This window comes from Neobacillus sp. NPDC097160 (genome assembly GCF_044762155.1).
GTDB lineage: Bacteria > Bacillota > Bacilli > Bacillales > Cytobacillaceae > Neobacillus.
The window spans coordinates 1-18987 of sequence record NZ_JBIWDU010000013.1 but is presented as its reverse complement, the minus strand read 5'-3'; the positions used below and the strand labels follow the sequence as shown (position 1 = coordinate 18987).

21 protein-coding genes, 1 tRNA gene and 1 rRNA gene are annotated in these 18987 nt (G+C 41.2%); 17 read left to right on the top strand and 6 right to left on the bottom strand.

The window, feature by feature from the left end:
- The first annotated feature begins 133 nt into the window (after positions 1 to 133).
- The 10 genes from ACIQXV_RS18385 (at position 134) to ACIQXV_RS18340 (ending at position 9013) form a co-directional block, all read left to right on the top strand.
- Positions 134 to 1345 (top strand): substrate-binding domain-containing protein, encoded by a 1212-nt coding sequence (locus ACIQXV_RS18385; protein WP_402961143.1) that lies wholly within the window; start codon positions 134 to 136, stop codon positions 1343 to 1345.
- A gap of 85 nt (positions 1346 to 1430) precedes the next feature.
- Positions 1431 to 2204, top strand: a complete 774-nt coding sequence (locus tag ACIQXV_RS18380) for an ABC transporter ATP-binding protein (RefSeq protein ID WP_402960838.1) — start codon at positions 1431 to 1433, stop codon at positions 2202 to 2204.
- On the top strand, positions 2182 to 2889 hold the full coding sequence (locus ACIQXV_RS18375) for an ABC transporter ATP-binding protein (protein WP_402960836.1): 708 nt from the start codon (positions 2182 to 2184) through the stop codon (positions 2887 to 2889). Before ACIQXV_RS18380 ends, ACIQXV_RS18375 begins: the two co-directional genes overlap by 23 nt.
- A gap of 18 nt (positions 2890 to 2907) precedes the next feature.
- A complete protein-coding gene (locus ACIQXV_RS18370) occupies positions 2908 to 3768 on the top strand; it encodes a branched-chain amino acid ABC transporter permease (RefSeq protein WP_402960834.1) in 861 nt (286 codons plus the stop codon).
- Between the two features lie 4 nt (positions 3769 to 3772).
- Positions 3773 to 4771 (top strand): branched-chain amino acid ABC transporter permease, encoded by a 999-nt coding sequence (locus ACIQXV_RS18365; protein ID WP_402960832.1) that lies wholly within the window; start codon positions 3773 to 3775, stop codon positions 4769 to 4771.
- A gap of 12 nt (positions 4772 to 4783) precedes the next feature.
- The gene (locus ACIQXV_RS18360; RefSeq protein ID WP_402960830.1) at positions 4784 to 4963 is read left to right on the top strand and encodes a hypothetical protein; all 180 of its coding nucleotides are present in this window, start codon (positions 4784 to 4786) and stop codon (positions 4961 to 4963) included.
- Positions 4964 to 4980: 17 nt separating this feature from the next.
- Positions 4981 to 5994 (top strand): 3-oxoacyl-ACP synthase, encoded by a 1014-nt coding sequence (locus tag ACIQXV_RS18355; RefSeq protein WP_402961142.1) that lies wholly within the window; start codon positions 4981 to 4983, stop codon positions 5992 to 5994.
- Position 5995: 1 nt separating this feature from the next.
- Complete coding sequence (gene phaZ, locus ACIQXV_RS18350; RefSeq protein ID WP_402961140.1) at positions 5996 to 6886, top strand: intracellular short-chain-length polyhydroxyalkanoate depolymerase; 891 nt, start codon at positions 5996 to 5998, stop codon at positions 6884 to 6886.
- Positions 6887 to 6890: 4 nt separating this feature from the next.
- Positions 6891 to 7073 (top strand): SDR family NAD(P)-dependent oxidoreductase, encoded by a 183-nt coding sequence (locus ACIQXV_RS18345; RefSeq protein WP_402960828.1) that lies wholly within the window; start codon positions 6891 to 6893, stop codon positions 7071 to 7073.
- A 458-nt stretch (positions 7074 to 7531) separates the two neighbouring features.
- Positions 7532 to 9013 carry an acyl-CoA synthetase gene (locus ACIQXV_RS18340; RefSeq protein ID WP_402960826.1) on the top strand — a complete coding sequence of 494 codons (1482 nt, stop codon included), beginning with the start codon at positions 7532 to 7534 and terminating at the stop codon, positions 9011 to 9013.
- An 80-nt stretch (positions 9014 to 9093) separates the two neighbouring features.
- On the opposite strand, the gene ACIQXV_RS18335 is transcribed toward ACIQXV_RS18340, so the two are convergent.
- A complete protein-coding gene (locus tag ACIQXV_RS18335; RefSeq protein ID WP_402960824.1) occupies positions 9094 to 9978 on the bottom strand; it encodes a selenium metabolism-associated LysR family transcriptional regulator in 885 nt (294 codons plus the stop codon).
- 152 nt (positions 9979 to 10130) lie between these two features.
- Here ACIQXV_RS18335 and ACIQXV_RS18330 point away from each other — a divergent pair, with 152 nt between their 5' ends.
- The 5 genes from ACIQXV_RS18330 to ACIQXV_RS18310 are packed head-to-tail and all read left to right on the top strand — an operon-like array spanning position 10131 to position 13156.
- Positions 10131 to 10364, top strand: coding sequence for a sulfurtransferase TusA family protein (locus tag ACIQXV_RS18330; RefSeq protein ID WP_402960823.1), 234 nt, complete (start codon positions 10131 to 10133; stop codon positions 10362 to 10364).
- 46 nt (positions 10365 to 10410) lie between these two features.
- Positions 10411 to 10773: a DsrE family protein gene (locus ACIQXV_RS18325; protein WP_402960821.1), complete on the top strand. Its 363-nt coding sequence runs from the start codon at positions 10411 to 10413 to the stop codon at positions 10771 to 10773.
- 15 nt (positions 10774 to 10788) lie between these two features.
- On the top strand, positions 10789 to 11502 hold the full coding sequence (locus ACIQXV_RS18320) for a sulfurtransferase TusA family protein (RefSeq protein ID WP_402960820.1): 714 nt from the start codon (positions 10789 to 10791) through the stop codon (positions 11500 to 11502).
- An 18-nt stretch (positions 11503 to 11520) separates the two neighbouring features.
- A complete protein-coding gene (locus ACIQXV_RS18315; protein ID WP_402960818.1) occupies positions 11521 to 12690 on the top strand; it encodes a vitamin-B12 independent methionine synthase in 1170 nt (389 codons plus the stop codon).
- 13 nt (positions 12691 to 12703) lie between these two features.
- Positions 12704 to 13156 carry an OsmC family protein gene (locus ACIQXV_RS18310; RefSeq protein WP_402960816.1) on the top strand — a complete coding sequence of 151 codons (453 nt, stop codon included), beginning with the start codon at positions 12704 to 12706 and terminating at the stop codon, positions 13154 to 13156.
- A 41-nt stretch (positions 13157 to 13197) separates the two neighbouring features.
- Here ACIQXV_RS18310 and ACIQXV_RS18305 read toward each other — a convergent pair whose 3' ends face one another.
- Positions 13198 to 13773, bottom strand: a complete 576-nt coding sequence (locus ACIQXV_RS18305; protein WP_402960814.1) for an RBBP9/YdeN family alpha/beta hydrolase — start codon at positions 13771 to 13773, stop codon at positions 13198 to 13200.
- Positions 13774 to 13945: 172 nt separating this feature from the next.
- Between ACIQXV_RS18305 and ACIQXV_RS18300 the strand changes: the two genes are divergently transcribed.
- The gene (locus tag ACIQXV_RS18300) at positions 13946 to 15295 is read left to right on the top strand and encodes a DEAD/DEAH box helicase (RefSeq protein WP_402960812.1); all 1350 of its coding nucleotides are present in this window, start codon (positions 13946 to 13948) and stop codon (positions 15293 to 15295) included.
- A gap of 48 nt (positions 15296 to 15343) precedes the next feature.
- On the opposite strand, the gene ACIQXV_RS18295 is transcribed toward ACIQXV_RS18300, so the two are convergent.
- The 4 genes from ACIQXV_RS18295 to ACIQXV_RS18280 all read right to left on the bottom strand — a co-directional run bounded on the left by ACIQXV_RS18295 (position 15344) and on the right by ACIQXV_RS18280 (position 18400).
- Complete coding sequence (locus tag ACIQXV_RS18295) at positions 15344 to 16882, bottom strand: solute symporter family protein (protein WP_402960810.1); 1539 nt, start codon at positions 16880 to 16882, stop codon at positions 15344 to 15346.
- A complete protein-coding gene (locus ACIQXV_RS18290; protein WP_402960808.1) occupies positions 16882 to 17208 on the bottom strand; it encodes a DUF485 domain-containing protein in 327 nt (108 codons plus the stop codon). The genes ACIQXV_RS18295 and ACIQXV_RS18290 overlap by 1 nt, the downstream gene beginning before the upstream one ends.
- Positions 17209 to 17545: 337 nt before the next feature.
- Positions 17546 to 17618: transfer RNA gene (locus ACIQXV_RS18285), tRNA-Ala, on the bottom strand.
- A gap of 86 nt (positions 17619 to 17704) precedes the next feature.
- Positions 17705 to 18400: an MgtC/SapB family protein gene (locus ACIQXV_RS18280; RefSeq protein ID WP_402960806.1), complete on the bottom strand. Its 696-nt coding sequence runs from the start codon at positions 18398 to 18400 to the stop codon at positions 17705 to 17707.
- Between the two features lie 419 nt (positions 18401 to 18819).
- Between ACIQXV_RS18280 and ACIQXV_RS18275 the strand changes: the two genes are divergently transcribed.
- A 16S ribosomal RNA gene (locus ACIQXV_RS18275) occupies positions 18820 to 18987 on the top strand; the annotation flags it as partial.

The following is an 18987-nucleotide window of genomic DNA, read 5'->3' as shown; positions in this document are numbered from 1 at the left end:
TGGGGCTGCTTTTTATTTTGTAACTCCCCTGTAACTTCCTTTTCCTATCATAAAATCAAAGCTTTGCAAGTTTTAGAGTAAAACATTTTAAGGGGGAAAAAGTGTGAAGGGGTACCACGGAAAATGGGCATTAATGGGTTTACTTATGTTGATGATGATCTTTGCCAGTGCGTGCAGCTCAGACAAATCATCATCATCAGAGCCGAAAGACGATGGCGGGAAGAAAACGGAAAATAAAGAACCGATTAAAATTGGGGTGCTTGCCTCCAAGACAGGAGCCCTCGAAGCCTATGGAAAACAAACATTAAGAGGCTTCGAACTGGGACTTGATTATGCAACGGAAGGAAAGATGGAGGTTGCCGGCAGAAAAATTGAATTCATTGTTGAAGATACAGAGACAAAGCCGGAAGTAGCCGTCCAAAAAGCCACGAAGTTATTAGAAGAAGATAAGGTTGATTTTCTAGTCGGATCCTCCAGCTCGGCAGACACGCTCGCAGTGTTACCACTGGCAGAGGAATATCAAAAGGTCATGGTCGTCGAACCGGCGGCTGCTGATAGTATTACAGGTTCAGAGTTTAATAAGTATATTTTCCATTCAGCACGTAACTCTTCACAGGATGCGGTTGCTGGTGCAGCGGCCATTGCCAAAAAAGGTGTAAAAATTGCCACGCTCGCACCGGATTATTCCTTTGGCCGTGATGGTGTAGCTGCCTTTAAAGAAGCAGCTAAAAAACTAGGGGCTGAGATAGTAAAGGAAGAATATGCAGATCCTGCTGCAACAGACTTTACGTCTAATATTCAAAAAATCATCGATGCAAAACCAGACTACCTCTTCGTCGTTTGGGCAGGTGCAAACTCTCCTTGGAAGCAAATTGCCGACATGAAGGTGCAAGATAAAGGAATCAAAATTTCTACAGGTGCCCCGGATATTGCGGCCTTATCAACAATGGAGCCGTTGATTGGCATGGAAGGCTTCACCGTTTATTATCATGACCTGCCGAAAAACAAAATCAACGACTGGTTAGTGGCGGAGCATAAGAAGCGTTTTAACGGCGACGTTCCCGATCTTTTCACTCCTGGCGGGATGAGTGCAGCCATTTCCATTGTCGAAGCGTTGAAGAAAACGGAAGGTGATGCGGATTCCGAAAAATTAATCAAAACGATGGAAGGCATGAGTTTTGAAACACCGAAAGGAAAAATGACCTACCGTCCGGAAGACCACCAAGCACTGCAGACATTGTATGCAATTAAGCTTGAGAAGAAAGACGGTGTCTCGTACCCAGTGCCGGTCCTGATCAGGGAACTAACTCCTGAAGAAACGGCACCTCCAATCCGGAACAAGTAAGAAAAATATCTAAAAAAGACGGGGGTTCGACCAAATAAAACACGGTCACCCTCTTCCTATTTCTATATATAAGGCGGTGAAAAGAATGTCTTCGCTTATTGAAACAACTGACCTAACGATTACATTTGGCGGCCATACTGCCGTGGATGCTGTCAGTATTTCCGTTCCAGAGAAGCACTTTAAGTCGATTATCGGGCCAAACGGTGCTGGAAAAACAACCTTTTTTAATCTTCTAAGTGGTCAATTAATGCCAACCCAAGGAAAAATCTATTTTCGCGGTAAGGATATCACGAAATTTTCGTCGACAAACCGCACACGAGAAGGGATCGGCCGTTCCTTTCAAATCACCAATGTATTCCCTAATTTAACGGTATTAGAAAATGTAAGATTGGCAGTTCAATCGCAGGCGGGAATTCGCTACCAGATGCTGTTTCATTATAAAAAATATCAAGCATTTGAAGAAAAGGCATTAGAATGGCTCAAGCTTGTCCTGTTAGACGAAAAAAATGATTCACTGGCAAGCAACCTTGCCCATGGCGAAAAGCGGAAGCTTGAAATCGCGATGCTGCTGGCGCTTGAAACGGAAGTTCTTTTATTAGACGAACCAACAGCAGGCATGTCACTTGAAGAGGTTCCGGCCATTTTAGAAGTGATAAAAAGAATTAAGGAACAGGGGAACCGGACAATTATCCTCATCGAGCACAAGATGGATATGATTCTCGATTTATCAGATTCGGTCATGGTCTTATTTAATGGAAGACTACTGGCCGACGGGACCCCTGAAGAGATCATGAAAAATGAAACAGTGCAGTCTGCCTATTTAGGAGGTCAATTCGATGAACGACCTATTGAAACTTGATAAAGTAGAGACCCATATCGGTCAATACCATATTCTCCAAGGTGTTTCCTTTGAAGTGAAAAAAGGAGAAGTAACCGTCCTGCTTGGAAGAAACGGGGCCGGAAAAACAACTACTTTACGTACGATTATGGGCCTGAACCCGACCTCGAAAGGAAGTGTCACGTATAAAGGAGAATCGATTCAGTCTCTGCCAACCTATACGATTGCCAAAAAGGGCATAGGTTATGTTCCCGAGGACCAGGGCATTTTTGCCGGATTAACGGTTGAGGAAAATATAAGAGTCGCCATTCAATCAGAAAATGAGGAAACGACAAAACGGATGGAATGGATCCTAAATTTGTTCCCGGACTTGAAAAAGTTTTGGAAAAAACCTGGCGGCCTGTTAAGTGGCGGACAAAAGCAAATGCTTTCCATCGCAAGAGCTTATGTGAACGAAAACGAGCTGCTGTTAATAGACGAGCCGAGTAAAGGTTTGGCGCCCATTTTGGTGGAAAAGGTAATGGAATCGATTTTGCAAATGAAAGATCAAACCACCATTGTGTTAGTAGAGCAAAATTTCATGATGGCGAGCACGATTGGCGATCAATTTTACATCATTGACGATGGCAGAACAGTGAACCATGGCACGATGGAGCAATTAAAAGCAGATGAAGAAATGAAACGAAAATATTTAGGAATTGCGTAAGAAAGGAGGGGCGTCCTAGTGGATTTAATCATCAACTTAACCTTAAATGGCCTGGCGACAGGGATGCTGATCTTTTTATTGGCCGCTGGTTTAACGCTAATTTTCGGCTTGATGGATGTGCTGAATTTTGCCCATGGCGGATTATTTGCCTGGGGAGCGTACAGCGGTCTTTGGATTTATTCACAGACTGAGAGTTTTATTATTGGGATCGTTGTCGCAATCCTGACTGGGTTTCTGCTCGGGATTATAACCGAAAGGTGGATCATAAAACCGGTTTATGGCAACCATGTGCAGCAGATTTTAATCACCCTTGGTCTTATGCTTGTTTTATCCGAAATGCTGAAGGTCATTTGGGGACCAAATCAAATTACGGCATCACCCCCGGATTATTTAAAGGGCAGCTGGGAGCTAGGAGATGTCATTATTATCAAGTACCGAGTATTTATCATTTTCGTTGGGTTCCTGATCTTCGGTGTGGTGCAATTTGTACTCAAAAAAACAAAAATCGGCCTTGTTGTCCGAGCGGGTGTGATGAATAAAGAAATGGTGCAGGCGCTTGGAATCAATATTCAGAAGGTATTTATGTTTGTTTTTATGATTGGTTCAGGCATGGCTGCGCTGGGTGGTGTGCTGCTCGGCCCTTATTCCGGTGTCATTCATGCCGGTATGGGAATGGAATTCGCCATCCTTGCATTCATTGTGGTTGTTATCGGTGGAATGGGGAATTTCAAAGGGTCTGTGTTAGCTGCTATCTTGGTTGGGCTCTCCGGTTCTTTTATGGCATATTATGTCCCCGATCTGTCACTGGCAGTGAACATGCTCCTAATGGCAGTTGTTTTAATTATCCGGCCACAGGGCCTATTTGGGGCGAAGGGGTGAGATCATGCGATTGATACAAGGAAATAGGATGACAGCCATCATTTTAGTCGTTACCGCATTTCTGCTCCTTTTGCCGTTTGTCTATGAATCAAGAAACTTATTCATTTTATTAACACAGGTGTTTGTTTTTTCGATTTTTGCGATGAGTTATGATCTGTTGTTGGGGTTTACAGGAATTGTATCGTTTGGTCATGCGATGTTTTTCGGCATTGGCGCTTACTCAATGGGGATTTTTATGAAACGGTTTGAACCAACGATTGGTTATTTCCTCTTGGCAGTGATAACGACAATTGTGCTAACAGCGATTGTCAGCTTTTTTGTTGGTCTATTGACGCTTCGGTTAAAAAGTCATTTTTACGCCATGTTGACTCTGTCCTTATCAGGATTATTTCTCGTCTTAGCGGAAAAGTGGCGAACGATGACCTATGGCAATGATGGATTTACCTTTCGAGTTCCGGAAATGTTTATTGATCGGACTAACTTCTATCTCCTTTGTCTTATTGTCATGGTTGCCGTATTTCTGCTCTTGAAGCGGTTTACCAATTCCCCGCTTGGACGGGTGCTGCTGGCCATCAGGGAAAATGAGCAGCGAACTGAATCACTAGGGTTTCATGTTTTACATTATAAAATTGTTGCAAGTGTGGTTTCCGGCATATTAGCAGGAATTGCGGGAATTTTGTATGCAATCTCACTCCGGTTTGTGAATACGAGCGTGTTTGCCATGGATATCACGTTAGATGCATTATTAATGACGATTATTGGCGGTGTTGGGACATTAGTCGGTGCCATCATCGGTGCAGGGCTAATTGAATTCGCCCATCATTGGTTGACGGAACTGGCAAAAGAGCATGTGATTTTTGAACGCTGGATAATCTTCTTCGGCATTATTTATATTTTAGTTGTAATGTTTTTCCCAAGAGGGATTGTCGGAACGTTAAGTACACGATCTTGGAAACGAAAAAAACAGCAGGCTGTTAAAAAAGAAGAAAAAGTGGCTGGATAGAAGGTGGAACGAGTGGATCATCATCAAATTGCTTCCTTCGTCGTTCGGTTTCAATTGGCCGCCGTTGACAAGGAAACAGGCAGAAAACAATGGCGTATAAAAGTTACCCATGTACAGGAGGAACGTGAAACATTATTTGAGTCGATTGCGGAAGCGATGGAATTTATGCAGGAAATGGCAAATGAAGCTTAGGTGAGTAGGTGATGGGTATGCAAATTGGAATTCTGAGCACCGGTATGTATTTACCGGAGGAATTTTTGACCGGAAAAGAGATCGCGGAACTGGCAGGTATCCCAGTTCCTGTTGTCGAAGAGAAAATGGGAATCAAGAAAAAGCACATCCCAGGATCTGGTGACCATACATGTGAAATGGGGATTATCGCCGCGAAAAAAGCAATTGATAAAGCAGAAATTGATCCATTGGACATTGATCTCGTCATTTATATTGGCGAAGAACATAAGGAGTACCCACTTTGGACGGCAGGGATCAAGCTGCAAGAAGAAGTGGGAGCGTTAAATGCCTGGGCATTTGATGTGGCGTTAAGATGCGGGACGACCGTTATGGCGTTGAAAGTAGCAAAAAGTATGATGATGGGTGATTCTAAGATTCGAACCGTCCTGCTCGCAGGCGGTTATCGGAACGTTGATTTCATTGATTACGAGAATCCGAGAACTCGTTTCATGTTTAATCTTGGTGCAGGGGGCGGAGCGATTCTTTTACGTAAAGGGCATAACGAAAACCTTCTATTAGAAACAGAACTGATTACGGACGGTTCTTTTTCTGAGGATGTCGTGGTTGTTGCCGGCGGAACAAAGAACCCGATTACGAAAGAGGCGCTTGACCAGCGTCTTAATAAGCTCGATGTGCTTGACCTGGAAGGCATGAAACAGAGGTTAGAACAAAAATCGATGGATAACTTTTTAAAGGTGATTCGCGAATCATTAAGAAAAAGCGGCTATAGTGAGGAAGATCTTGTCTATTTGGCAATACTTCACATGAAAAAATCAGCCCATGAATATGTTTTAAAAGAGTTAGGTTTGTCCGCAGCGCAATCTATTTATCTAGAAGACTACGGTCATATTGGCCAAATCGATCAAATTTTGTCCTTGGAGCTTGCCTTAAAGGAAGGGAAAATCAAAGACGGTGATGTCGTCGTTCTTGTCAGTGCCGGAATTGGGTATGCATGGGGAGCAACAACGATTAAGTGGGGAAAGGGTGAGTGAAATGGTTAACGTTTCAATGAAGGAAGTACTTTTGCCGAATGGAGAAACATTGGCTTACAGGGAGAGAGAAGGCGGCGACGTCAAAGTATTATTAATCCATGGAAATATGACATCATCGAAGCATTGGGATCTGGTGCTTGACAATATGGATCCGAAATATAAGCTATATGCGGTTGATTTACGCGGCTTTGGTGGTTCTAGCTATAACAATCTAGTAATGTCGATTAAGGATTTTTCCGACGATGTGAAGTTGTTTGTTGATGAAATTGGCTTAAAGGATTTCGCGGTGGTTGGCTGGTCAACGGGCGGTGCGGTTGCGATGCAATTTGCTGCTGATTACCCGGGGTATTGTAATAAACTGATCTTATTAGCGTCAGAATCGACACGAGGCTATCCATTTGATGGAAAAATAAATGAAAACGATGAGACGCGGCGGTTTGCCTTACATTCGGAGATTAAAAGGGATTTGATTCGAACGATTCCAGTGCAAACTGCTTATGACACAAATGATGCGGCATTATTAAAACTCATTTGGAATGCTGTTATTTATACGCATAATCAACCATCGCCTGAGCTTTATGATGAATATGTTCAGGACATGCGAACCCAACGGAATTTGGCAGAGATCCACCATTGTAATAATACCTTTAATATTAGCCGTCACCATAATGGACTTGTTGAGGGGAATTGGAAAGTGGATTTGATCGATGTGCCTGTCCTTGTGCTGCAAGGGGATCGCGATCTGGTGATTATAAAAGAGATGACGGAAGAGCTTGTTGAGGACCTAGGAGAAAAAGCGGCCTTTATCGAATTAAAAGATTGTGGACATTCACCATTAGTGGATGATCTTCCACAATTATTGAAGGCTATTACGCAATTTTTGGAGGGTTAAGTGGATGAGATTACAAGATAAAGTGGCGATTATAACCGGCGCGGCGGGTGGAATCGGGTTAACTGCTGCTGAGGCGTTTACCCGAGAAGGCGCGAAGGTGGCGATGGCCGATTTTAATGTGGAGCAAGGGGAAGAACGGGCTCGTGAGCTGCGGCAGAAAGGCTTGAAGTTACTTTTTTTCAAGTAAACGTTGCTGACCGTCAGAGTACTTCAGATGAATCGAATTATGTTAATGGGACAGTACTCCATGTTGATGGTGGAATTATGATGTAATGGTTGAAGCGGCCTTTTTTTAGGGTCGTTTTTTTGTTGAGGATATTCTTAAAAAATGTAACTTTTTTAGATTCGCCGATAAATTGATAAATTCGCCGATATAACTGTTAAATTCGCCGATATATCACTCAGATTCGCCGATAAAACCCTAAAATTCGCCGATAAAATGGATGAGGCGTTAAATAAATCATGGGAATTTAATAATCCAGTGTAAATTTACACTAAAATTACGTCTTTTTCACTTGGAACTTAATTGGAAACAAAAATTTAAATGAAAACAGCAATAATTTTGTCAAAATCCTCATCTGTAACTGCCCAGTAACTAAAATTGAGTACGATAGTTCCATCTAGTAGCGAAGGAGCGATTGGTCGGTGAGGTGGGAACTGGATTGGCTGGAAAATCGGGCACGATTATCGCCAAATAAGGATGCAATTATAGATGAAAAGACAAACAAAGCCTGGACATTTGAACAATTGAATAAGCGGGCAAGCTTGACTGCGTGCTGGCTTCAAGACAAGGGCGTAAAAAAAGGCGATCGGGTGGCCTTATTATCGCCAAACGATATTAGCTATTTTGACTTATTGTTTGCCTGCGGAAAAATAGGTGCCATCTTCGTTCCGATTAATTGGCGCTTATCACCGCATGAAATAAACGAGATATTGGCGGATTGTACACCTGTTTTAATCGGAATCCATCAGCAATTCGAAGCGATACGTCCACAACTAAATAATATAAGTACTTTTTTTATAGAGGATGTCCATTACGAAGCGCAGGTTTCCTACACAATTAAAGAGGACATCTTAGAAACTGACCCGCTGGCGATGATTTATACCGGCGGAACGACCGGGAAACCAAAGGGTGTTGTGTTAAGTCATGAATCCATTCTCTGGAATGCCATTAACACCATCGTAAGCTGGAGTTTGGCGGAGGATGATGTGACGGTAAACTATATGCCTATGTTTCATACCGGCGGACTAAATGCACTGAGCATTCCAATCCTAATGATTGGCGGGACAGTTGTAATAGGTAAGCCATTTACAGGGAAAAATGCGGTGGAATCCCTGAATCGCTATCATTGTACAACGATTCTCCTTGTCCCAACCATGTATCATATGCTTATTCAAACAGACGAATTTCAAAACAGCGACTTTCCTTCGATGAAAATCTTTTTATCAGGTGCAGCACCTTGCCCATTGCCAATCTACGAGGCTTTTCAGAAAAAGGGGTTAGCCTTTAAAGAGGGGTATGGTCTTACCGAGGCTGGGCCGAATAATTTTTATATATATCCGGAAGATGCGCAAACGAAACGAGGATCTGTCGGCAAGCCGATGCTGTTTAATTCAATAAAACTAATAAAAACAGGCGGTTGCGAGACAAAGGCCAATGAGGTCGGAGAACTTTTATTAAAAGGGAAGCATGGCTTTTCGTTTTATTGGAACCAGGAACAGGAAACAAGAGAAACGATTAAGGATGGCTGGATTCATACGGGTGATTTAGCGAAAAGGGATGAACAAGGTTTCTATTATATCGTCGGCCGGAAAAAAGATATGATCATTACAGGCGGAGAGAATGTCTACCCACTTGAAGTAGAGCAGTGGCTGGCTGCACACCCGGAGATTGACGAAGTGGCAGTCCTCGGATTGCCGGATGAAAAATGGGGTGAAATCGTGGCCGCGTTCATTGTTTTAAAGCAAACATACACGCTATCAGAAGAGGAATTGAAAAAATATTGTGAGTCAAAATTAGGCCGATACAAAATTCCAAAACAGTTCATTCGCTTAGAGGAACTGCCAAAAACTCATGTAGGAAAAATAGATAAAAAGAAATTAAAAGAAATGAGTATTCAAATGTAAAAGGGAGAACAGGTGTCGTTCTCCCTTTTAGCTTTTTTCGGGAAGAACCGTTAAAAATAAAAGAGAAAGGTAATCTATAGCTAAATCAAATCACTGGCACTATCAATAAATAATGTTGAAAGAAGCGATTGCGTTTTATTAATGTTGTAAACAAGATAGAAATATCTATCATCGTCGAACCTATTAATATCATACATCTTAAGCATGTTTTTTGCGGCATATCCCCTTGCGGCTATTTCCGAAACAATTGAGATACCTACATCCTGCATCACAAACTGAATTAAACTCTGCCCATCCTCTATGTACGAAATGATATTTAATTTGTCTTTCGTAATGTTATTTTTTTTCAGAAACCGCTCAAGAATCGCATTCGTTCCAGAATCAGAATTTCGCATCACAAAAGGATACTTCAATATATCTTCGAGATTAACACTTCCTGATAATTCGATCTGATTCGAAGTAATCAGTACCAACTTTTCTTTTATCAAAGGAATATAGCAGAGTTTATCATCCACGTATTTTTCACCCAATATCCCGATATCAACAGAACCATTCAGCACCTTTTCAGCAACCTGTCTTGATGAAGACTGGCTAATATGAAACATGACCTCAGGATATTGCTCTCTAAAATGTTTGACCATTTTTGGAATCATAAACTGGCCGGGTACAGAACTTGTCTCAACTCGAATCGTTCCTCTTAGCTCTGTCATCCCTTGCTTTAAATCTAGCAATGCTTGATCTTTTAGGAGTAACAGTTGAAGAGCCCACTGATATAACCTTTCTCCATGTGGGGTAAGAATGCTTTCTCTGCCAACTCGGTCAAAAAGTCTAAGCCCCAGCAATTTCTCCAATGCTTGAATATGGGAGCTAACCGTGGATTGACTAAGAAAAACATCCTCTGCTGCCTTAGAAAAGCTCTTATGTTCAACCACCTTTGTAAAAACATAGAGTTGGTGTAAATCCATCGGAATCCTCTCCTTGAGTATTCATAAAATCGATTAATAGCCATTGATAAAATAGATAAATTGAATTTATCTAAGCGTACCACTTCTCTATAATGAAATTGACTCAACTAAATGAAATATTTTTGACAGATTTGCCAAAGGGAGAGGAATTTATGTCATATGAACCAGATTTCCTTTATGATGCAGGACCAACTGGCTGTGGAGAATTGATTATGAATCTATTTCTAACCATGAAAAAGTTGGAAAGTGGTCAAATCATTGAAGTGATTTCTTATGACCCCGGTGCTAGAGAAGATCTGCCGGCATGGTGCAGAATGCAAAAACATACTCTTCTTGAACGCAGTGATTCCGGTAAAACAAGCCACTACTTTATTGAAAAAGGTTAATCATAACCTTTTACATATAAAAACCAAAATAATGGAGGAATGAATAATGGCTGGCAAATTTTTAGTAAGCTTAACAAATGCAAAGAATGATCCTGATAAAGCAACGGTTGGATTTGTGGTTGCAAACGCTGCAGTAGCATCTGGACAAGAAACCGTTGTATTTTTAAATGTTGAAGGTGCTTACCTTGCATCAAAAGGATATGCAGAGGAGATTCATGAAGAAGGCTTTGCCCCATTAAAACAATTAATGGATCAATTTGTTGAGGCAGGCGGAACTCTTTGGGTGTGCAGCCCATGCTTTAAAAAACGCGGATTGGAAGAAGAACAATTAATTGAAGGTGCAACCATTGTGGGCGGAGCAAAATTAGTAGAGTTCCTTAGCCAAGGTGCAGTTTCCATTACGTACTAATAGTTGGTGAACAAAGTGGAAATACCACATGCAGTCTGTGATGGCGGAGATTTAGATTGCGGATCGGGCTTGTTATTGATTATTAAAAAAGCAATGGATCCTTTGTTAGATGGTCAAATTCTTGAAGTCCGCAGCAGGGAGAGAACAGTGGCTGAGGATCTGCCGGCATGGTGCCGGATGGTTGAACATGGATTTTTAGGTTCGGAACCTGGTGAAAATACAACACGGTACTTTATTCGCAAAGGATCTGCACAGGCTGAATTAGAGCAGGATTTAGAGGGGGCGAAGGGCTATCAATGGAGTGTACGTGTTCGGGGCGAAAGGGATCTCACTGCAAAAGTCCATTCAAGAAACCAAACCTTTTTAGCGGGACAGCCTGCTGATTTTAGTCCAAAGGTCAATGCGCCGAGTGCAATCGATTATCTGCTGGCATCGCTGGGATCCTGTTTGACAGTTGGCTATAAGGCACAAGCTTCTAAGCGTAATATCGAGATTGATAATCTTGAACTAGCTTTAAAAGGCGGATTGGACAATGTGTTGTACCATATGGAACTAGAAGATGAGGGGAATCCAAAACTGAACCAGATCTTCGGAACCTTTTATGTGTCATCACCCGAATCAGAAGCGGCACTCACAGATTTATGGGAAAATACGCTCGAACGGTCGCCAATCTTTCAAACTCTTAACCAAACAGTCAAAATTGATATTAAGCTCTCGATTGTATTTTAACAGGGGGTACTTACCGATATGAATTTACTAATATTCCCCACCACCGTTATTGGCAGCTGGCCACGGTCGAATGAAGTAAAAAGGGCCATGCGCGATAAACGTGCTGGAAGGATTAATGAAGAAGAGTTCCAAGTAATTGCTGATCAAGCCGTCTTACAATGTTTGAAATGGCAGGAGGAAGCCGGCATTGATATTGTTTGTGACGGCGAACAGCGCCGTGATAATTTTATTTCCTTTGTAGCCGAACATTTAAACAATGTCCGGATGTTGATGGTGTCAGAGCTGCTTGAATATGTCGAGGATAAAGCAAGCTTTGAGGAAATCCTCGGAACATTAGATGTGCCAGCATTCTCGATGTCAAATCCTGCAGCTGCCGGAAAAATCAGCCGTAAGAAGCCGCTGGCACTTGATGATTATTTATTTTTGAAAAAGCATACGGACAAAGCGATTAAAGTGACATTACCGGGCCCGTACCTATTAACCCGGGCAATGTGGGTAGAAGGCCTATCCAAGGACGCATACCCGACTAAAGAGGATTTATCTGTAGACATTATTAGAGTCCTGCGTGAGGAACTGGAAGACTTAATCGCCGCTGGTGTAGACTTTGTTCAATTCGACGAGCCTGTTCTAACGGAGCTTGTTTTCACGCAAAAAAATGCCAACCGTACGTTTATGTGCGGTGCATTAACGGCAAAAGCTGATGCTGATGAAGAAATTGCCTTTGCACTTGATTTAATGAATCAAGTAACAGATGGCATGTTAGGCAGAGGGTCAAGAATCGGTGTTCATGTCTGTCGCGGTAATTGGAGCACACAGGAGCAAGTTCTGCTTCGCGGGCCATATGATCCGTTAATTCCTTATCTTGCACATGTAAAGGTTGATCAGCTAATTCTTGAATATGCCACCCCTCGTGCCGGAGAGCTAGATGTGATCCGTGATTTTGGCGGCAAAGAGCTTGGCTTCGGCGTAGTCAATCCTCGGACAGAAACAATCGAAACTGCTCAGACAATCATAGAGCGTGTTCAAGAGGTCAGAAAGTATTTGCCGGATGAAAAAATCTTTTTAAACCCGGATTGCGGCTTTGGTACGTTCGCACAGAGACCAATGAATAGTGAAGAGATCGCTTTTGAAAAATTAAAAGTAATGTCAGAGGCAGCAAAGAAGCTTAGAGAAATGGTTTTGGCATAGGAGGAATTTTTAAATGGGACAAATAATGAACTTTAAAGTAGAAGGCAAAGGAACTGGAATGCGCCTTGATGCGGCTGCAGGCAAGCATACCATCGCAATTGATGAACCGGTATCATTGGGCGGGAAGGACTCAGCGATAGATCCACTGTCAGCATTTCTATCCTCTCTGATTGCCTGTGAAAATGTCATGGCCCAACTAATATCGCAGGAAATGAAGTTTGATCTTCAAGGGATTTCCTTTGATGTTGAAGGCGATTTAGATATGGCCGGGTTAATGGGAGATCCAACAGTCAAACCTTACTTCCAGCATGTCAAAGTAAAGGCGGTTGTAGAAACATCCGAACAACAAGAAAGAATTGATGAATTGCAAAAAGCAGTTGACCAAAGATGCCCTGTTTTTAGAACTTTAAAAGATGCAGGAATTCGGGTTGAAAATCAATGGGTGAAAGCTGTCATATCAGTATAATAAAAAGAAGGAGTGATGGATTAAAAACTCACTCCTTCTTTTTATATATTTAGAGAAATTTTTTCGTTAGTAAGGCATTGATCCAACATCCAAGGCCATTTTCCGTGCCTGGAATTTGAATTAATATGACCAGCATTAGGTATTACAATAGAAGGATGAGCTAAGTTTTGATAGTTTTTGGCATCCTCCATACTGCAGTAAGGGTCATTAGATGAATGGACAAACAGAGTCTCCGCAGCAGATCTCGATAGATTATTTTTTTTCAAAGGAACAGGATAAAAAGTTTTCGCCTCCGGGATTATAACTTTCGGAGATGGCGGTGCAACGAGAATGACTTGCTCTGCAATCCTTTTCGGTTGGATCGCTGCGTAATGAAGCCAAAGTAAGCAGCCAAGACTATGGGTAATTACGGTGAGTTGATGATCTGTTGGGATGGCTTTAACCACCGAATGTAATTCCTCGAGCCAAACATCTTTATCTGGTGAATCGAACTGTGAGAAGGTTGGATAGGAAACATGAAAGTTTCTTTGTGCTAATTCATTAGCCAGCCAAGTTTGCCAATGATCTGGCCCGCTGCCCCCTAATCCGTGGAGTATTAAATAACTCTGTCCGTTCATATAATCCCGCCTTCCTATTTTAATTTAACTATTCCGATTGATTAAGTTGGTATTAATAAGATTATAATCGTTTTTAACAAACAAAGCAACAAATGGTCGAAATATACATTTGCAATTGCAGCGATAAACCATCAATATGAATGGATAGGTTATTTAGAAAGTAGGGGTTTTTTTGGCAGATTTTTTATCATTAGGTATTTCGGAAACAGTAGTGGATAAATTACGCGGCTATGGAGTCGCAAACCCAACACCAATTCAAGAACAAGCCATTCCACTTGTGATGAATGGTAACGATATTATTGCACAGGCACAAACTGGTACAGGGAAGACATTTGCCTTTATCCTGCCGATCTTAGAAAAAATTAATCCGGAAGCAGCACATATTCAAGCGCTTATTGTTACGCCAACACGAGAATTAGCGTTGCAAATTACAGAAGAAGTTGAAAAATTGATTGCAGATCTACCGGGAGTAGCTGTTTTAGCTGCATACGGTGGGCAGGACGTTGAAAAACAGTTGAAAAAATTAAAAAGGAATCCGCAAATTGTCGTTGGGACTCCTGGTCGGCTGCTAGATCATATAAGAAGAGAAACGGTTCGATTATCGGAAATTTCATTCCTTGTGTTAGATGAAGCGGATCAAATGCTTCACATTGGGTTTCTGGGCGAAGTAGAAGATATCATTAGGGAAACACCTGCAAACCGGCAAACCATGTTGTTCTCGGCCACAATGCCGCCGGAAATTCGGAAGTTAGCAGCAAAACATATGCGCGCTCCGGAATATATTCAAATCGAAAAAACACAAGGCCCTGCTGAAAATGTAAAGCAGCTGGCAATCCATACGACAGACCGGGCAAAGCAAGGAACACTTATTGACCTCATTGAAACGCATCGCCCTTTTTTAGCGGTAATCTTTTGCCGAACAAAACGAAGAGTGAGTAAACTTTATGATGCACTAAAAGCGCACGGATTTCCTAGTGATGAATTACATGGAGACCTGTCACAGTCAAAAAGGGAACAAGTGATGAAGCGTTTTAGGGATGCCGAGATCCAGTTACTGGTTGCAACCGATGTGGCTGCTAGGGGACTTGATGTTGAAGGTGTTACACATGTGTTCAACTATGATATTCCTGAGGATTCAGAAAGTTATATCCATCGTATTGGAAGAACAGGCAGGGCGGGGATGACCGGCTTGGCGATAACATTATACTCAGCGAAGGACCAGCCAGCCCTTCAGTTAATTGAAAAAGACCTTAAGATTACGATTCAAAAACAAAATCAAGAAAATACAAATCAGGAAAAAGAAAATTCGCGGGATGCTAAGAAGGTTCGTCCACATGGTCAAAACGACAAACGCGGTGCGGGAAGAGAAAAACAAGGTAGAGATGATCGTAATCGGAGCAAAACAGATAGCAGGGATGAACGAAAAGGGAGCTTCAAACCGGCGCAAGGAAAACGAACAAGCGCAAAGAAACCAACCTTTAAGTCCGGGAGAAAAAATACAAGTTCAGGAAGACACAAATAGACGAATAGGAAAATGGGACTGAGGTTGATTTCAGTCCCATTTTGCAGTTTAGCTATTTATTCCAATTCCAGTATTTGACTTAACCAATACTTCCTCAAATTTTTTCAAATCAGCTTTTTGGCTGGAGAAGATGGTTCCAAGATAACCGGCAAGGAAACCAATCGGGATGGAAACGATTCCCGGTGTTGTATATGGGAAAATGGGATTCCCGACAAAAATAGCCTTTCCAACTTCCGGACTAAAAACGTTTGGACTGATGAGAACTAACCCAATTGCCGAGATAAGTCCAACCACCATCGCCCATACGGCACCGGTTGTATTAAAGCGTTTCCAGTAGATTGTGTAAATAATGACTGGAAGGTTCGCACTGGCAGCAACAGCAAAGGCAAGTGAAACAAGGAAGGCAACATTAAGTGTTTGTGCCCCTAATGCTAAAATAATCGAAATGACAGAAACCCCAATAGCTGCCCACCGTGCCATACTAACTTGCTGCTTTTCCGTAGCTTTTCCTTTTCGTAAGATTTCATTATAGAAATCATGGGCAAATGCAGATGCCGCTGTAAGAACCAGCCCTGCTACAACTGCTAAAATAGTTGCAAAAGCCACTGCGGAAATAAAGGCAAATAACATATTGCCACCAATCGCTTGTGCTAAAAGTGGTGCAGCCATATTCCCGGCAGGATTTGCAGCTATAATTTCAGAATTTCCTACAAAGGCTGCGGCACCAAAGCCAAGAAAAATGGTCATAACATAAAAGATTCCGATAACCCATGTCGCATACACAACGGAAGAACGAGCTGTTTTCGCATCCTTTACCGTAAAGAAGCGAACAAGAATGTGCGGCAAACCTGCTGTTCCCAGTACCAGTCCCATGTTTAATGAAATCGTATCAAGGCCGATCTTGTATTTAACACCAGGATTTAAGAACGATTCCTTCAATGGTGTTGCGGTTTTCATTTGAGCAAACATATCGGTAATACTCCAATTAAACTTAGCAAACACAATCATCGAAATGATGAAAGTCCCACCCATTAAAAGTACTGCTTTAATGATTTGCACCCAGCTTGTAGCATGCATACCGCCAAAAATAACATATACAGTCATCAAGACTCCAACAATCAGAACGGATGTGGTGTAGGATAGACCCAATAATAATTTAATAAGTGCACCGGCCCCGACAAGCTGCGCAATCATATAAAAGATCGAGATTGTCACCGTATTCATTGCTGCAAACCCGCGAATCTTTTTGGCATTGAAACGGGCAGCAATCATATCAGCAAATGTATATTTTCCGAGATTTCTAAGTGGCTCAGCCACTAAATAAAGGACAACTAGATAGGCAACAAGAAACCCAATACTATAAAAGAATCCATCAAAACCTGTTAAGGCCACGGCACCGGCAATACCCAGGAATGATGCAGCAGACATATAATCCCCAGCGATGGCCAGTCCATTTTGCCAGCCCGTCAGCCCGCCGCCAGCCGTATAAAATTCACTGGCATTTTTGGTTTTTTTAGAGGCGTAATATGTAATGATTAACGTTACAAAAACGATTCCAAGAAACATGATAAAAGCAGGAGTGTTCATCAGTTATTCCCCCCTTCTTGGACAACTTTATTTGCTAATTCATCAAACCTAGCCGCTTTCTTTGAGTAAAGCATACATAATCCCCATGTCATAACGAATTGTAAGAATGCAAAAACCCATGCCCATGTAATACTGCCGATAAACTTATGATTTAATATCGTTGAATAGGAAGTTAATATTGGAAGTGCAAAATAAAAGCAAAAAAAGAAGATTGTGATGGGAATAATAAATTTTTTCTTTTCAGATAGTAATGTTTGAAATGATGATGATTGAACAATGCGGCTGTAATCGCTTTCAGAATATGCCTTAGTTTTTCGTGCCTCCAATGGAAGCTCCCCCTCTCATATAAAAAACCTTTTGCTAAACATGAGGTAAAAAGAAAAGACAATGCTGATGGGTCAATGATGAAGAAAAACATGTGTACAGGAGGATGTACGATGTACAGGAATATAAAATTTCTCCTGCCCTATTATCTCCTTGTATGCAGATTTTTCTAAATTTTTAAACTTTATTTTTTAATTATAGTAATAAGAAAATAAAATGTGCAAGAGGAAATACTAAAAATAGGAAAATTCGATTACCTTTTTACAAAAAATTTGAAGTTTACAAAAATATTCAGAAACAAAAAAAGAAAACCCATGCTACGCAAAGGTTTTCGGATTATGGAGACTAGGGGGATCGAACCCCTGACCTCTTGCATGCCATGCAAGCACTCTCCCAGCTGAGCTAAGCCCCCAAATAATTTGTTACAAGAAGAATTATATCTGTATTATAAAATTCTTGCAAGAGGAAATTTCGGGAAAGTTGATATATATTTTTCTGTTAGCTCATACTTTCAATTTCTACCTTTTTTACACCGTCTATTTCAGATACAGCCATATAAACTTCAGTAGTTTTTTCACGATAATCTACTGCTACTACTATTTGAACTAAATGATCTCCGTTGTCTAAATCTTTAATTCGAAGCCTGCGAATAATATATTTTTTCTCCAGTAAAAAAGAAATAGCTGTTTCGATTTGCGCTTGGTCTCTAATAAATAGTTGCAACGTAATTTCCTTTTCTCGTAATTGTTTAGGTCCAAAGAGTTTCATTAAAAAAGGAATTAGTTCTACACTAATAATAAGTAAGGCTACACCGGCAAACGCTTCTAAATAAAAGCCTGCACCCACTGCAATGCCAATTCCAGCGGCCCCCCAAATCATGGCAGCCGTTGTTAAACCTGAAATACTGTCATTTCCTCTTCTTAAAATAACACCGGCACCTAAAAAACCAATTCCCGAGACAATCTGTGCTGCCAGCCTGAGCGGGTCCATTGTGATTTTTACTTCATCTGAGTTTGGAAACATATACGCCGATTGAATGGATACAATCGTTAGCAAACAGCTTACAACTGATATAACGAGACTTGTCTTAAGACCAACCGGCTTTCTTTTTAATTCGCGTTCAAGTCCAATGATCAGCCCGAAGATGGCAGAAATGCCTAACTTAATTAAAATATCTACATCCGCATTGCTCATATCAATTCACGTCCAATTATATAGTCAGTTAATGAAAGCTTTGTTAAAGTGATAAAAAATACTTTACTCATATTACATATACATATCTAGTTTGTTTTATGAATTTAACACTCCTTATTAATTTATCCTTGATTAGAAAAAAAGAAAATATAAATTAAAAAATCTTTATAAATTATATTGCAATCATTTATTTATCATGTTATATTAAATCTCGTCCTCATCGAGAGCGTCAAACAATGATAAAAATTATTTTAAAAAGTTTTTGACATTATGATGTTGGATATGATAAATTAAAGAAGTCGCTTTTGAGCGGCAGAGACATTTGCTCTTTGAAAACTAAACAAACAAAAACGTCAACAAACAATAAATTATTAGCTTCTTATGAAGCTAAGCCAACGTAACAAATGAGCTACTCAACTTTCTTGGAGAGTTTGATCCTGGCTCAGGACGAACGCTGGCGGCGTGCCTAATACATGCAAGTCGAGCGAATCATTGGGAGCTTGCTCCCATTGGTTAGCGGCGGACGGGTGAGTAACACGTGGGCAACCTGCCTGTAAGACTGGGATAACTTCGGGAAACCGGAGCTA

Excerpts from the sequence above, each read along its gene's own strand:
- ACIQXV_RS18385 (WP_402961143.1), top strand. The coding sequence starts at position 134 with ATGGGTTTACTTATGTTGATGATGATCTTTGCCAGTGCGTGCAGCTCA.
- ACIQXV_RS18380 (WP_402960838.1), top strand. The coding sequence starts at position 1,431 with ATGTCTTCGCTTATTGAAACAACTGACCTAACGATTACATTTGGCGGC.
- ACIQXV_RS18375 (WP_402960836.1), top strand. The coding sequence starts at position 2,182 with ATGAACGACCTATTGAAACTTGATAAAGTAGAGACCCATATCGGTCAA.
- ACIQXV_RS18365 (WP_402960832.1), top strand. The coding sequence starts at position 3,773 with ATGCGATTGATACAAGGAAATAGGATGACAGCCATCATTTTAGTCGTT.
- ACIQXV_RS18355 (WP_402961142.1), top strand. The coding sequence starts at position 4,981 with ATGCAAATTGGAATTCTGAGCACCGGTATGTATTTACCGGAGGAATTT.
- phaZ (WP_402961140.1), top strand. The coding sequence starts at position 5,996 with ATGGTTAACGTTTCAATGAAGGAAGTACTTTTGCCGAATGGAGAAACA.
- ACIQXV_RS18345 (WP_402960828.1), top strand. The coding sequence starts at position 6,891 with ATGAGATTACAAGATAAAGTGGCGATTATAACCGGCGCGGCGGGTGGA.
- ACIQXV_RS18335 (WP_402960824.1), bottom strand. The coding sequence starts at position 9,978 with ATGGATTTACACCAACTCTATGTTTTTACAAAGGTGGTTGAACATAAG.
- ACIQXV_RS18330 (WP_402960823.1), top strand. The coding sequence starts at position 10,131 with ATGTCATATGAACCAGATTTCCTTTATGATGCAGGACCAACTGGCTGT.
- ACIQXV_RS18325 (WP_402960821.1), top strand. The coding sequence starts at position 10,411 with ATGGCTGGCAAATTTTTAGTAAGCTTAACAAATGCAAAGAATGATCCT.
- ACIQXV_RS18315 (WP_402960818.1), top strand. The coding sequence starts at position 11,521 with ATGAATTTACTAATATTCCCCACCACCGTTATTGGCAGCTGGCCACGG.
- ACIQXV_RS18310 (WP_402960816.1), top strand. The coding sequence starts at position 12,704 with ATGGGACAAATAATGAACTTTAAAGTAGAAGGCAAAGGAACTGGAATG.
- ACIQXV_RS18305 (WP_402960814.1), bottom strand. The coding sequence starts at position 13,773 with ATGAACGGACAGAGTTATTTAATACTCCACGGATTAGGGGGCAGCGGG.
- ACIQXV_RS18295 (WP_402960810.1), bottom strand. The coding sequence starts at position 16,882 with ATGAACACTCCTGCTTTTATCATGTTTCTTGGAATCGTTTTTGTAACG.
- ACIQXV_RS18280 (WP_402960806.1), bottom strand. The coding sequence starts at position 18,400 with ATGAGCAATGCGGATGTAGATATTTTAATTAAGTTAGGCATTTCTGCC.